This is a genomic window from Variovorax sp. 10N412 (genome assembly GCF_056394985.1).
This window is the reverse complement of sequence record NZ_JBFTIO010000004.1, coordinates 232,111-247,707: the sequence shown is the minus strand read 5'-3', so window position 1 is coordinate 247,707 and position 15,597 is coordinate 232,111. Positions and strand designations below refer to the sequence as shown.

The window sequence follows — 15,597 nt, the reverse complement described above, 5'->3', positions numbered from 1 at the left end:
CATCGCTTCAGCCCTCCGACACCACGGGCTGCCCTGCGGCGGCGGGCAAGTTGCCCCCCGCGCCGCCCGCGCCGGCAGCTTGCGCGAGCGTGGCGCGGTCGCACATCGCGCCCATCGCCACCACGATCTTGCGCGGCCCCTCGTACGGGTCGCGCGCGTGCGCCGCGAGCATGTTGTCGAGCATCACCACATCGCCTTGGCGCCAGTCGAAGCGCACGGCGCAGGCTTCATACGCACGGCCGACGACGGCCATGGTCTGGTCGTCGATCGGCGTGCCGTCGCCATAGGTCACGTGGCGCGGCAGCCGGTCCAGGCCGCCGGCCACGGCCAGCAGGTCTTCGCGCGCGTCCGCCTCCAGGCAGCTCGCGTGGTGCAGCTGGACCTGGTTGAAGAACACGCGCTCGCCCGTGACCGGGTGCGTGATCACCGCGGGACAGCGGGTGCGCGTCTGCAGCGTCTCGTCGTCCAGCCAGCGCCAGACGGTGCCGGCCAGCGCGAGGCGGTGCTCGACCTGCGCCTTGCTGTCGGTCTTGAAGAAGTCCTGCCAGCTCACGTCCAGCCGGGGCATGAAGGTGCGCACGTACAGCAGCTCCCTGCGCTCGAACTCGGCCACCACGTCGGGCGGCAGGTGGCGCAGCATCTCCCGGCAATCGACGATGGGCGTGGCGCCCCCCACGGGCGAAGGCTGCTCGCAGAAGAACCACTGCTTGCGCGGCCAGCGCTCGAGATGCGAACTCTCGTTGTGAAACAGGATCATCTGGCGCTCGGGGTACGGCGTCGAGCGGTAGGTGTTGCGCCCGCCCTCCTTCTTCGGCAGATCGCCGTAGCCGCCGTAGAGCTCGGGCTCGATCACTTCCGCGAAGGCCTCGAACTCCTGCGGCGTGCGCAGGCCGAAGTTGCGCAGCAGGATGCCGCCATGCGTGCAGAGGCTCGCCTCGATGGAGTCGCGCTGCTCCCGGGCCCACGCCACCGCGTCGATGTCGCTGCTCGCGGCCTCGATGACCAGCGGGAACGTCCGCTGCGCCGAAAGGAAGGAGGTGCGCACGGGCGAGCGCGGCGCCGCCGGGGCCCCACGCGCCTTGTCCGCGAATTTCTTGAGCTTGTGCAACTTGCCCAGCGTGGGCGAACTGGATGACATGTTTTTTGTTTCCGGGTTGGCTTGAATGACGAAATGCGCCAGCAGCCCCTCGGGTGCGGCGACCACCTGCTGCAGCAGGTCGCGCCACGCGAGCGACGCGCGCTCGATGGTTTCGCGCCGGTACAGGCTGGAGGCAAAAGTCCACTCGGCGCGCAGGCCGCGCGCGCTCTCGCTCACGAAGACCGCGAGATCGAACTTCGAGGTGGTCACGGGTTTCGCGATGGGCTCGACAACGACGCCCGGGATCTCGAAGCGCCCTTCGGGCGTGTTCTGCATGACGAACAGCACCTGCACCAGCGGGCTGTGTTCGCGGGTGCGCGGCACGCCGGCCAGCTCGACGATCTGCTCGAACGGCACGTCCTGGTGCTCGAAGGCCGACAGCGTGCTCTCCTTGACCTTCGCGAGCCACTGCACGAACGCCAGCGCGGGCGCGAGCCGGGAGCGCAGCGGCACGACGCCGACGAAGAAACCGATCAGGTCCTCGAGCGCCGGGTGGTCGCGCCCGGCAACGTCGGTGCCGACCACCAGGTCGTCGGTGGCCGCCTGCCGGTGCAGCATCAGCAGGAAGGTCGACAGCAGCACCACGTACAGCGAGGTCTTCTGCGCCCTGGCCAGGCCGTGCAACGCCTGCGCGAGCTCGTGCCCCACGTCGATGCCGACCGTGTCGCCCGCCGTCGACGCCACGCGGGGGCGCGCGCGGTCGGGGCCCAGCGTGGACACGGCGGGGGCGCCCTGCAGGTAGCCGCGCCAGAACGCGGCATCGCGCGCAAAGCGCTGCGCGATCTTTCGGTGATGCCAGTCGGCGTAGTCCGCGTACTGGATTGCGAGGGGCGCGAGCGGCGAATCCCGCCCGTCCCGCAGCGCCGCGTACAAGGCCATGAAGTCCTGCACGAAGACGGCTTCCGACCAACCGTCGAACACGATGTGGTGCACGCACAGCAGCAGCACATGCACCTCGGGCTGCAGGCGCAGCACGGCGGCCGCGAAGGCCGGGCGGGCGCCCAGGTCGAACGCGGTGCCCGCGTGCGCGGCGAGCGCGTCGTGCATCGCGCTCGCCTGGCGTTCGCCCGCGAGGTGCGAGAGGTCCGTCAGCGGAACGACAAGGCCACCGCCCGGCGCGATGCGCGCCACGGGATCGCCGTCGTCGTTCTCGGGGAACCAGGTGCGCAGCACTTCGTGCCGCTGCACGAGCGCATCGAGCGTGGCCCGGACCAGATCGACGTCGAGCGCGCCCGACAGACGCAGCGCCGCGGAGATGTTGTAGGCCGCGTGCTGGCCCGCCGATGCATCGGCCAGCCGGTTCACCAGCCACAGGCGCTGTTGCGCAGGGGAAAGCTTCATCTCGGCCACGCGGCCGATCGGTTGCAGCACCGGCTCCTGGCCGGCCGGCGGTGCCTCGTGCATCGCCTGCCGGGCCACGCCTGCAAGATCGAGGAGCACCGGGTGCTCGAAGATCCGGCGCAGCGGCAGCTCGAAGCCGCCTTCGACGCGGGCCCTCGACGCCAGTTGCGCAGCCAGCAGCGAATGCCCGCCGAGCTCGAAGAAATTGTCGTGCCGCCCCACGCGCGCCACGCCCAGCACCTGGGCCCAGAGGGCGGCCAGCTGCGCTTCCACCGCGTCGGCGGGCGCCTCGTAGGCCCGCTCGCCCGCGAACTCCACCGCGGGCAGTGCCTTGCGATCGACCTTGCCGTTGCCGTTCAAGGGCAGGCGCTCGAGCACGACGACGGCGGCCGGGACCATGTAGTCGGGCAACGCCGCCGCGAGCCGCGTTCGCAGCACGCCGGTGTCCATCGCCTGCCCGGCCTGCAAGGCGATGTAGCCGACCAGCGACGCACCGCCCGCACCACCTGCACCGCCCGCACCTCCCACACTTTCGCGCGCCACCACCACGGCCTCCCGCACCTCGGGCTGCGCCAGCAGCTGCGCCTCGATCTCTCCCAGCTCGATGCGAAAGCCCCGCACCTTCACCTGGTGGTCGATGCGCCCCAGGTACGCCAGTTGCCCTTCGGCGTCCCAGCGCACCAGGTCGCCCGTGCGGTACAGCCGCTCTCCGTTCGCCGCCGCCACGAAGCGCTCCGACGTCAGGGCCGCGCGCTGGAAGTAGCCGCGCGCCAGGCCGATGCCGCCCAGGAACAGTTCGCCCGGCACGCCCACGGGCGCCGGGTTCAGGAACCCGTCCAGCACGTGGAGCGTCGTGGCCGCGATCGGCCCGCCGATGCGCGGCGTGCCGCGAACCCGCGCGGCCGTGGACCAGATCGTGGTTTCGGTGGGACCGTACATGTTCCACAGCTCGACACCCAGCGTCAGCAGGTCGTCGGCAAGGTCCTGCTGCAGCGCTTCTCCGCCGCACAGGCCCTTGAAGTTCGCGCGCCGGCTGCCGTTCCACCCGGTGGCCCGCAAGAGCCGCCAGCCCGCGGGCGTCGACTGCAGCACCGTGGCACCGCTGGCATGCAGGAGCTCGCCGAGCGCGCCGCCGCTTCGCACGGCATCCCTCGACGCCAGCACGATGCGCGCGCCGCTCAGCAGCGGCAGGTAAAGCTCCAGGGCCGCGATGTCGAACGACAGCGAGGTGACCGCCACCAGCACGTCGTCCGGTGCCATGCCCGGCGCGTCCTTCATGCTGCGCATGAAGTGGCTGAGCGACCGGTGCCGCACCATCACGCCCTTCGGCTTGCCGGTGGAGCCGGAGGTATAGATGACGTAGGCCAGGTTCTCGCCGTCCAGCGCGACCTGCGGGTTGGCATCGGCGCAGCCGCGGGTGTCCAGCGTGTCCAGCGCCAGCACCCGAAGCGCCCCGGCGCGCGGCCACAGGGCACCCAGGTGGCTCTGCGTGAGCAGCCACCCGATGCCGCTCTCGGCCACCATGTGGGCCAGCCGGTCCGCCGGATGTTCCGGGTCCAGCGGCACATAGGCGCCGCCGGCCTTCAGGACCGCCAGCACGCCCACCACCATGTCGATGGAGCGCTCGAGCGCGATGCCTACCCGGGCCTCCGGCTTCACGCCCAGCGCGATCAGGCAATGGGCCAGGCGATTGGCCCGTGCATTGAGTTCCGCGTAGCTCAGGGCCTGGTCGCCGAAGACCAGCGCAACCGCCTGCGGATGGCGCGCAACCTGGCGCTCGATCAGCCGGTGCACCGGCAGGTCGCCGTCGTATCGCACGGTGTTTTCGCCCCACGCGGCGAGCTGGCGCTGCTCGCCGCCGGACATCAGCTCGAGTTCGCAGACCCGCCGCCCGGGCTGCTGCGCCAGGGCCTGCACGATGGTCTCGACGGCGGCGATCATCAAGCCGCACACGCGCCCGGCGTCCACCGATTCGTGAATCTGCGCGGCCAGCGCAAAGCCCTCGCCCAGGTCGTCCACCGCCATCTCGACCGGATAGTTGGTGCGCTCCCTGCTGCCCAGGATCTGCATGCCCTGCCACGGCTGGGCCGCATCGACGGCCTTGGCCGGCTTGCCCTGCCGCGCGCCGTAGCGGTAGTTCAGCAGCGCCGTGAACAGCGGCATGCGCTGCGGCAGTCCGCTGCAGCGCTGCGCCAGCGACAGGCTGGCGTATTCGTGGTGCATCAGCTCGATCAGCGCCGCATGCGTGTGTCGAACGCAGGCCTGCACGCCCTGCGTTCCCAGCCGGATGCGCACGGGCAGCGTGTTGATGAACATGCCCAGGGCGCGGTCCACGTTCGCGCCGCCCTGCATGCGGCCGAACAGCACGGTGCCGAACACCACGTCGTCCCGGCCCGCGGTCTTGCCCAGCACCATCGCCCAGGCCGTGTGGAACAGCGCGGCGGCGCTCACGCCGTGCGCCTGCGCCTGGTGCCTGACCTGCGCCGCGAGCCCGGTGTCCAGCACCACCGAGGCCTCCCGCACCCGGGTGCCGTCGCCCTGCACGTCGAGCAGGCCGAAGGGTGCCGTCGGCTCTTCCACGTCGGCCAACATCTGGCTGAAGAAGGCCTGGTGCCCGGCCAGGCCGCCGTCCAGACGGGCCTGGCCGACGAAGCGCCGGAACGGCACGGGCGCCGACAGTTCGGCCCGCCGTCCTTGCTGGATCAGCGAGATTTCCTCGACCACCAGTTCCAGCGTGGTGTGGTCCACCACCAGGTGATGGCTGGACAGCTGGAGCAGCCAGCGGGCGTTCACCGCGTCATGCGCCGCGACGGCCGCAAGCATCGGCGCCCTGCGCACGTCGATGCGCGAGGCGGCCGGCGCGGCATCGGCGAGCCACTGGAGCTCGAGCGCGGCCCGGCGATGCACCACCTGCACCGGCTCGGGGAGCTCTTCCCACATGACGGCGGTCCGCAGGATGTCGTGGCGCGCGATCACCTCGTTGAAGCTGGCGACGAAGCGCAGCAGCCCGTCGCGGCTGTCGAAGCTCAGGCTGTTCAGCGTGACGTAGGCATCCGCCTCGGCATGCAGGCGGTGATGGAAGAGCATGCCCTCCTGCATGGGCACCAGGGGGTAGATGTCCTGGATGTTGGCGACCCCGCCCGGCACGGCCGCCTCGATGCGCGCGATCTGCGGCGCGTCCAGCGCCACCAGCGTCAGCATCCGCGGCTCGATGGCCCGGCACTCCGCCGGAATCCCGTTGGCCGGAACGACCACCTCGGCGCGCGCCGGCGCCTGCGCCAACGCCTGCGCGAAGGCGCCGAGCCGGGGCTGCTGGAACAGCGTGCGCACCTGCGCGGCCAGGCCTTGGGCGCGCATGCGCTCCAGCAGCCGCAGCGCCAGCAGCGAATGGCCGCCCAGCTCGAAGAAGTCGTCCTCGCGGCCCACGCGTTCCACGCCGAGCACGTCGGCCCAGATGGCCGCGAGCTTCTGCTCGTGCTCGCCCACGGGCGCCTCGTACGCCCGCTCGCTCGTGAACGCCGCCGCCGGCAGCGCCTGCCGGTTGACCTTTCCGTTCGCGTTCAACGGCAGCCCGTCGAGCACCATGACCACCGCGGGAACCATGTAGTCGGGCAAGGCCTCGCCCAGCCGCGACTTCAGCTGCGCAGCGTCGGCCACGTGGCCCGCCTGCGCCGACACATAGCCCGCCAGGCGCGTGCCGGCGGGACCTTCGTCGGCCACCACCACGGCCTCGCGCACCTCGGGCTGTGCCAGCAGTTGCGCCTCGATCTCTCCCAGCTCGATGCGAAAGCCTCGCACCTTCACCTGGTGGTCGATGCGCCCCAGGTACGCCAGTTGCCCTTCGGCGTCCCAGCGCACCAGGTCGCCCGTGCGGTACAGACGCTCTCCGTTCGCCGCCGCCACGAAGCGCTCCGACGTCAGGGCGGCCCTGTGCAGGTAGCCGCGCGCCAGGCCGGCACCCGACACGTGCAGTTCGCCGGGCACGCCCACCGGCACCAGGTTCAGCTGCGCATCGAGCACCCGCAGCCCGAGGTCCGGAATCGCCAGGCCGACCGGGCTGCGCTGCCGGTCCAGGTCCGCCACGGTGATCCGGCGGTAGGTCACGTGCACCGTCGTCTCGGTGATGCCGTACATGTTGACCAGCTGCGGGCTGTCGTCGCCGTGGTGCGCGATCCACTGGCGCAGCCGCTGCGGGTCCAGCGCCTCGCCGCCGAAGATCACCACGCGCAGCGACAGGCGGTCCTGGTCGCCCTCACCGCCCTCACTGCCCCCGCCGTTCCCGCCGTCCCGCCAGGCCTGCGGCAGGCTGGTCAACTGGCCGAACGCCGACGGCGTCTGGTTGAGCACCGTCACCTTGCGCGTGCGCAGCAGCTGCAGGAAGTCCTCCGGCGAGCGGCTGACCCAGAACGGCACGATGACCAGCGTACCGCCGGTACACAGCGCCCCGAAGATCTCCCAGACGGAGAAATCGAAGGCATAGGAATGGAACAGGGTCCAGGTGTCTTGCGGCCCGAATCCGAACCAGGCGTCGGTGGCGTCCAGCAGCCGCGTCACGTTGCCGTGGCACATCTGCGCGCCCTTGGGCCTGCCGGTGGAGCCCGAGGTGTAGATCACGTAGGCAAGGTTCTGGCCGTGCACCGCGACCTGCGGGTTGCCCTGCGGCTGCGCGTGCAGGTCCAGCGCGTCCAGCGCCAGCACGCGCAGCGCCCCGGCACCCGGCACCAGCGACTGCAGGTGGCTTTGCGTCAGCAGCAGCGCCACGCCGCTGTCGCGCACCATGTAGGCGAGCCGCTCGGGCGGGTACGCGGGGTCCAGCGGCACATAGGCGCCGCCGGCCTTCAGGATGCCCAGCAGGCCCACCACCATCTCCATGGAGCGTTCCACCGCGATGCCCACCCGGGTCTCCGCCTTCACGCCCAGGCCGATCAGGTGGTGGGCGAGGCGGTTGGCCCTGGCATTGAGTTCGCCGTAGCTCATCGTCTGGTCGCCGAGCGCCAGCGCCGTGGCGTCGGGATGCGCCGCGGCCTGCCGCTCGACCAGGCGGTGCACCGGCGTCGACTGGTCGAAGCCTTGCGCATTCGCGCCCCAGGCCACCAGCTGCGCGCTTTCGGCCTCGCTCAGCAGCGCCACCTCGCCCACGGTCTGCTCGGGGCGCTGCGCCAGGGCCTGCAGCACCGCCAGGTAGTGGCCCGCCATGCGCTCGATGGTCGAGGCATCGAACAGCTCCGGCGCATAGCTGAACTTCGCATGCAGCCGACCGTCGGGGCTTTCGTCGGTGACCAGCATCAGCTCGAACTGCGCGGCCTGGGTGCCCAGGTCCCACGGCGCCAGCGCCAGCCCCGGCAGCCCTTCCAGGGCCGAGAAGTCCGCGCGCTGGTGATTGAACAGCACCTGGAACAGCGGCTGCACGCCCGGAATGCGCTCGGGCTGCAGGGCCTCGACCAGTTGCTCGAACGGCAGGTCCTGGTGCATCTGCGCGCCCAGTGCCGCCTCCTGCGTGCGCGCCAGCACCTGCAGCAGGCTGCTGCGGCTGTCCACCGCCGCGCGCAGCACCTGCGTGTTGACGAAGAAGCCGACGACGCCCTCGGTTTCCATGCGGTGGCGGTTCGCAATCGGCACGCCCACGCGAATGTCTTCCTGGCCGCTGCAGCGCCCGAGCAGCACCTGGAAGCCGGCCAGCAGCACCATGAACACCGTGCCGCCCTGGCTGCGGGCCCGCTTGTGCAGGCCGTCCACCAGCGACGCCGGTAGTTCGACCCGATGGCTGGCCGCGCCGTAGCGGGCATCGGGCCTTCGGGCGCGGTCCAGCGGCAGTTGCAGCACCGGCTGCGCGTCGCCGAGCTGCGCTTTCCAGTAGGCCAGCTGGCGTTCCTGCTCGCCGGCTTCCAGCCAATGCCGCTGCCACACCGCGTAGTCGGCGTACTGGACCGGCATGGCCTGCAACGCCACCGCTTCGTGCCGCACGCAGGCGCGGTACTGCGCCACGAACTCGTCCACGACGATCTGCAGCGAGCCGCCGTCGGACACGATGTGGTGCATCACCAGCACCAGCAGGTGCGTTTCAGGCGCCAGCCGAACCAGCGCCACCCTCATCAGCGGCCCTTGCGTCAGGTCGAAGGGCGTGTGGCAGATGCGCCGCGCCGCGTCCCGGGCCATGGCCTCGCGCGCGCCGGCATCCGCATCGCCCAGGTCCAGCAGCGTGAAGTCGAGCTCGCCGCTGTCGCGAATCAGCTGCTCGGCGAGTCCGTCGGCATCGGCGCGAAACACCGTGCGCAGCGATTCGTGGCGGGCCACCAAGGCCTTGAAGCTCGCGTGCACCGCGTCCGCATCCAGCGGCCCCGTGAGCTTGAGCGCATCGCTGATGTGGTAGGCCGTGCTCTGCGGATCGAGCTGCCACAGGAACCACTGGCGCAGTTGCGCGTAGGACACGGGGCAGCGGTGCCGCGCCGCGTCCTCGCGCGGCAGGATGGGGAACTGCCCGAGCGTCAGGCCCCGGGAACGGATGCCCTCGTACACCACGCGGCGCTGCTCGCTCGACAGGCGCGAAAAGCGCTCGGCGATGCGACGGGTTGCTGCGGTTTCCATCAGGCGGTCTCCATGCTGTCCAGCAGCGAATCGATTTCTGAAAGGGCCTGGGCCGCGGGACTGTCCCGAAGGGCCGCGGCCATCCGCTCGGCCATGGCGGCCAGGGTCGGGTACTGGAAGACGTCGCGCACCGTGAGCCCGCCGGGCATGGCCGCATGCAGGCGCGCCACCAGCCGCGTGGAGAGCAGCGAGTGCCCGCCCAGCTCGAAGAAGTTGTCGTCGCGGCCCACGCGCGCCACGCCCAGCACCTCGGCCCAGATGGCGGCCAGCTGTTCTTCGGTCTCCCCCCTGGGCGCTTCGTATGCGTTGCCGGGCAAAAACTCCGGCGCCGGCAGCGCCTTGCGGTCGACCTTGCCGTTCGGGGTCAGCGGCAGCGCGCCCAGCACCACCAGCACCGCCGGGACCATGTGCTCGGGCAACAGCTCGCCCAGGCGCTCGCGCAGCGCGGCCGCGTCGATCGCCCGGCCGCCCTGCGCGGCCACGTAACCCACCAGCCGCGTGCCCGCCTGGCCCTCGCTGGCGAGTGCCACCGCTTCGCGAACCTCCGGCTGCGCCAGCAGGGCGGCCTCGATGTCCCCCAGCTCGATGCGAAAGCCCCGCACCTTCAACTGGTGGTCGATGCGCCCCAGGTACTCCAGCTGGCCCTCCTGGTTCCACTTCACCAGGTCGCCGGTGCGGTACAGGCGAGCGCCGTCTTCCGCCGCGATGAAGCGCTCGGCCGTCAGGCCTGCGCGGTTCAGGTAGCCGCGCGCCAGCCCGGCGCCCGACACGTACAGCTCGCCCGCGATGCCCAGCGGCATCGGGTTGAGCTGCCCGTCGAGCACCCGCAACCCGAGGTCGGGAATCGCGATGCCCACGGGGCTGCGCGCCTGCACCAGGTCGGCGGCGGTGATGCGCCTGAAGGTCACGTGCACCGTGGTCTCGGTGATGCCGTACATGTTGAACAGCCGGGGGCTGTCGTCGCCGTGGCGCTCGATCCAGCCGCGCAGGCGTTGCGGGTCCAGCGCCTCGCCGCCGAAGATCACCGTGCGAAGCGCCAGGCCGCCTTCGTGCGACTGCGGCAAGCCGGCCAGTTGCCCGAAGGCCGAAGGCGTCTGGTTGAGCACGGTCACGCGCTGCGTGCGCAGCAGCTGCAGGAAGTCCTCCGGCGAGCGGCTGACCCAGAACGGCACGATCACCAGCTTGCCGCCGGTGCACAGCGCCCCGAAGATTTCCCACACGGAAAAGTCGAAGGCGTAGGAGTGGAACAGCGTCCAGACGTCGTCGGGGCCGAAGCCGAACCACGCGTCGGTGGCGCCGAGCAGGCGGCTCACGTTGCGATGGCAAAGCTGCGCGCCCTTGGGCCGGCCCGTGGAGCCGGAGGTGTAGATGACGTAGGCGAGGCTGTCGGCGTGCAGCCCGACCTCGGGGTTGGTGACGGGCTCGGCGGACAGGTCGAGCGTGTCCAGCGGCAGCACCTGCAGCGCGCCGATGGCGGGGGCCTGCAGGTGGGCCTGCGTGAGCAGCAGTGCGATGCCGCTGTCGGCCACCATGAAGGCCAGGCGGTCCGCGGGGTAGTCCGGGTCCAGCGGCACGTAGGCGCCGCCGGCCTTCAGGATGGCCAGGATGCCCACGACCATCTCGAGCGAACGCTCCACCGCGAGGCCCACCCGGGTCTCGGGCCTCACACCCAGGGCGATCAACCGGTGTGCAAGGCGGTTGGCCTGCGCATTGAGTTCGCCGTAGCCCAGCGTCTGCGCGCCGAAGACCAGCGCCACCGCATCGGGGCGCGCCTGCGCCTGGCGTTCGATCAGCCGGTGGATGGGTTGCGCCGTTCCGGCCGCCGCGGTCGCTCCGGCCGCTCCGGTCGCTTCGGCTGCTTGCACGGGTGCGCCCCACGCAGCGAGCTGGGCGCGCTCGGCGTGTGCCAGCAGCACCACGTCGCCCACCGCCTGCGCGGGGCAGTCGGCCAACGCCGCCAGCACCGCGAGGTAGTGGCCCGCCATGCGCGCGATGGTTTGCGGCGCGAACAGCTCCGCCGCGTAGCGCAGGCTCGCCGTCACGCGGCCGTCGTCGCCTTCGCTGGTCTCCAGCGTCAGCTCGAACTGCGCCGCCTGCGCGTCCAGGTCGCATTCGGTCAGCGTGAGCCCGGGCAGCCGGTGCAGTGCCTTCAGGTCACCCCGCTGGTGATTGAACATGACCTGGAACAGCGGGGTGGCGCCCAGGCTGCGCTCGGGCTGCAACGCTTCGACCAGCTGCTCGAACGGCAGGTCCTGGTGCGCCTGCGCGCCCAACGCCGCGTCTTTCGCGCGGGCCAGCACGCGCGCCAGGCTCTCGCGCCCGTCGAGCACGTTGCGCAGCACCTGCGTGTTGACGAAGAAGCCGATGACGCCTTCGGTCTCCGCACGGTGGCGGTTGGCCACGGGCACGCCCACGCGGATGTCGGGCTCGCCGGTGTAGCGGCTCAGCAGCACCTGGAAGCCAGCCAGCAGACCCATGAACAGCGTGGCACCCTGGCCCTGCAGGCGCCGTTGCAGGCGCTGCACCAGATCGCCCGGCAGTTCGAAGCCGTGCCGCGCGGCGCTGTAGCGGCCGTCGGCCTTTCTGGCGTGGTCGGTGGGCAGCTGCAGCACGGGCTGCCCGGTGCCGATGTGGTGGGTCCAGTACGCCAGCTGGCGGTCGCGTTCGCCGGCTTCGAGCCAGTCGCGCTGCCACGCGGCGTAGTCGGTGTACTGGATCGGCAACGGCGGCAGCACGACCGCGGCGCCCTGCACATGGGCGCGGTAGTGCGCCACGAATTCGTCGACGAGCACCTGCATCGACCAGCCGTCGGACACGATGTGGTGCATCACCACGACGAGCAGGTGTTCGTCCGTTGCGAGGCGGATCAGCCCGACGCGCAGCAGCGGGCCTGCGGCCAGGTCGAAAGGCGTGTGGCTCAGGCGCAGCGCTTCTTCGCGGCTGCGCGTTTCGCGTTCGGCCTCGGTGCGCCACGCGGCAAGGTCGACCGTTGCCAGTTCGAGCGGGCCGGCTTCCTGGACGACCTGCTCGGCCAGGCCCTGCGCGTCGGCGCGGAACACGGTGCGCAGCGACGCGTGGCGCTGCACCAGCGCGTCGAAGCTCGCACGCACGGCCGCGGCATCGAGCCGGCCCACGATCTTCAGCGCGCCGCTGATGTGGTACGCGGTGCTCGACGGATCGAGCTGCCACAGGAACCACTGGCGCATCTGTGCATGCGACAAGGCCAGTTTGCCGGCGCGCTGCGCCGCACCCAGCACGGGAATTGCCTGCGTTTCCGCGGGGCGGCCGGCCTGGAGCGCATGCGCGATGCGCGCCACGCTCTGGTGTTCGAACATCTGGCGAGGCGTCAGGTGCACGCCGGCCCGAGCCGCGCGCGCGGTGACCTTGAGGCTGAGGATGGAATCGCCGCCGAGCTCGAAGAAATTGTCGGTGCGGCCCACGCGGGGCAAGCCCAGCACGTCGGCCCAGATCGCCGCAAGCGCTTGCTCGACGTCCCCCTCGGGGGCTTCGTACGCTCGGTCGCTGGTGAACTCCGGCGCCGGCAGTGCCTTGCGGTCTACCTTGCCGTTGGCGTTCAGGGGCAGTGCGTCGAGCACCATGATTGCGCTGGGGACCATGTAGTCCGGTAGCGTCTCGGCGAGGCGTTCCCTGAGCGTCGCCGTGTCGATGTCGTTGCCCGAGACGTAGGCCACGAGCCTTGCGCCCGATGGGCCTTCGCTCGCTACGACGACTGCTTCGCGCACTTCGGGTTGCGCCTGCAGTTGCGCTTCGATCTCGCCCAGCTCGATGCGGAAGCCCCGCACCTTCACCTGGTGGTCGATGCGGCCCAGGTACTCCAGCTGGCCTTCGTTGTTCCAGCGCACGAGGTCGCCCGTTCGGTACAGGCGTTTTCCGTCGTTGGCTGCAATGAACCGCTCGGCAGTCAGGCCTGCTCGCTTCAAGTAACCGCGTGCGAGGTTGATGCCGCCCAGGTACAGCTCGCCAGCGACACCGGCAGGGACTTCGTTCAGGCTCTCGTCGAGGACATGCGCTTGTGTGTCGCTGATCGGCCGGCCGATCGGCACCTGGGTGCTGCCGTCATCTCGGCACGTCCACTGGGTGACGTGGATCGTGGTTTCCGTCGGACCGTACAGGTTGTGCAAGGTCGCGCCGCTCAGGCGTTGAAGCGCCTCCTTCTGCGTGGCTGCAGGCATCGCCTCTCCGCCGCAGATGATGTGCTTGAGCCTGGTCGTGGCCTCGATGCCCTCGTAGGCCAGGAAGGCTTGCAGCATCGAGGGCACGAAGTTCAGCGTCGTGATCTGGTGCTTCCGGATCAGTTCGACCAGGCGCACCGGGTCGCGGTGATCGCCGGGGTTGGCAATGACCAGCCTTGCACCGGAAGTCAGCGGCCAGAACATCTCCCACACCGACACGTCGAAGCCGAAGGGCGCCTTGTGCAGGACGGTGTCGGCGCCTTCCAGCGTGTAGAACTCCTGCATCCAGGCCATGCAGCTGAACAACGCTTGCTGCCTGATGGCCGCGCCCTTGGGGCGGCCTGTGGAGCCCGAGGTGTAGATGACGTAGGCGAGGTGTTCGCCGTGCAGGTTGACCTGCGGATTGGCATCCGACTCGGACGACGTATCGAGCGTGTCGAGTTCCAGCACTTCAAGCGCTTCGACGCCGGGAATCAGCGAGCGCAAACTGCTCTGGGTCAACAGCAACGCAATGCCGCTGTCTTCGACCATGTAGGAGAGCCGGTCCGCCGGGTAATCGGGGTCAAGGGGTACGTACGCACCACCCGCCTTCAACACCGCAAGGATGCCCACCATCATCTCGGTGGAGCGCTCCACGCAGAGGCCGACCAGCACGTCCGGACCCACGCCCAAGGCGATCAAGCGATGCGCAAGACGGTTCGCACGCGCATTGAGTTCCGCATAACTCAGCGCCTCGTCACCGAAGACCAGCGCAGGTGCAGAAGGCTGCAACTTCGCATGCGCCTCGATCTGCCGGTGCACGGGTTGCGCGCCCTCGTGGCTTTGATGGTTCTCGCTCCAGAGCGCAAGCTGCTCACGCTCCGCAGCCCCCATCAACACCACGTCACCCACCGCCACCTCAGGCTCTACAGCCAACGCCTCCAGCACCGCCAGGTAGTGCCCCGCCATCCGCTCGATCGTCTCCCTGTCGAACAGCTCCACCGCATACAAGAAGCTGGCCTCGACCCGCCCATCCTCGAACTCCAGCGTCTGCAGCGTCAACTCGAACTGCGCGTCTTCCTCCTCGAAGTCCAGCCGCTCCACCGACACGCCCGGCCACTTGGCCAGCGAGCGGTGGTCGCGCCGCACGTGGTTGAACATCACCTGGAACAGCGGGTTCGCGCTCAGGCTGCGTTCGGGCCGCAGCGCGCCGACCAACTGTTCGAACGGCAGGTCCTGGTGGGTCTGGGCGCCGATGGCGGTGTCGCGTGTCTGCACGAGCAGCTCGGCCAGCGTGGTGCGCGCCCCCATCCGCGAACGCAGCACCTGCGTGTTGACGAAGAAGCCCACCACGCCCGCCGTCTCCGCGCGGTTGCGGTTGGCAATGGGCACCCCCACGCGCGCATCGGTCTGCCCGGTGTGCCGGAACAGCAGCGCATTGAAGCCCGCGAGCAGCGCCATGAACAGCGTGGCGCCTTGTCCCTGGGCCTGCTGGCGCAGCCGCGCAACGGTGTCTGCCGGCAAGGCGGCGGTGATGCGCGCCGAGCCATAGCGCCCATCGGCATTGCGCGGCCGGTCCGTGTGCAGCGAGATCACCGGCTGCTCCGTGCCCAGGTGGTCGCGCCACCAGGCCAGCTGGCGTTCGCCCTCGCCGCCGTCCAGCCACTGGTTCTGCCACACGGCGTAGTCGGCGTACTGGACCGGCAGCGCCGCCAGCGCCGGGGAGCGGCCTTGCACGCGCGCGGCGTACTGCGCGGCGAGTTCGTCGAGCGAGAGCTGCACCGACCATCCGTCGGACACGATGTGGTGCATCACCACCAGCAGCTGGTGCGTCTGCTCGCCGGTCTTCAGCAATACCGCGCGCATCAGCGGGCCGCGCGTGAGGTCGAAGGGCTCGGTGCGAATGCGCCGAACCTCGGCGCGCACACCCTGTTCGCGTGCTGCGGTGTCCAGCGCGCTCAGGTCGATGCGGGGCAGCTCGACGGCCACGCCCTGCTGGATGATTTGCGCCGCACCGCCGTCGCCTTCCTCGCGAAAGACGGTGCGCAGCGACTCGTGACGGTCCACCAGCGCCTGCAGGCCCGCGCGCAGCGCGTCGGTGTCTAGCGGGCCGGTCAGCACCAGCCCGCCGCTCAGGTGGTAGGCCGTACGCGCCGGGTCCAGCTTCCACAGGAACCACTGGCGGCGCTGCGCGAAGGACAGCGGCGCGCGGTCGCGATCGCGCTCGGGGCGCGGGGAGATCGCGCTCCCGTCCTGGCGCGCGCCGGTGCCCGCGCCGCGCAGCCGCTGCTGCAGGCGGGCACGCTGTTCCGCGCTGAGGTTGGCGCGGCGTGCGGAAATATCCTGGATGTCGGGCATGGG

The 15,597-nt window shown here is 70.6% G+C and carries 2 protein-coding genes; both read right to left on the bottom strand.

All coding sequences use genetic code 11. The features are described 5' to 3' along the window. Positions 1-7: 7 nt before the first annotated feature. Positions 8-9,064, bottom strand: a complete 9,057-nt coding sequence (locus AC1DJH_RS13130) for an amino acid adenylation domain-containing protein (protein ID WP_478185979.1) — start codon at positions 9,062-9,064, stop codon at positions 8-10. After that, positions 9,064-15,594, bottom strand: a complete 6,531-nt coding sequence (locus tag AC1DJH_RS13125) for an amino acid adenylation domain-containing protein (protein ID WP_478185978.1) — start codon at positions 15,592-15,594, stop codon at positions 9,064-9,066. Before AC1DJH_RS13125 ends, AC1DJH_RS13130 begins: the two co-directional genes overlap by 1 nt. Between the last annotated feature and the right edge of the window lie 3 nt (positions 15,595-15,597).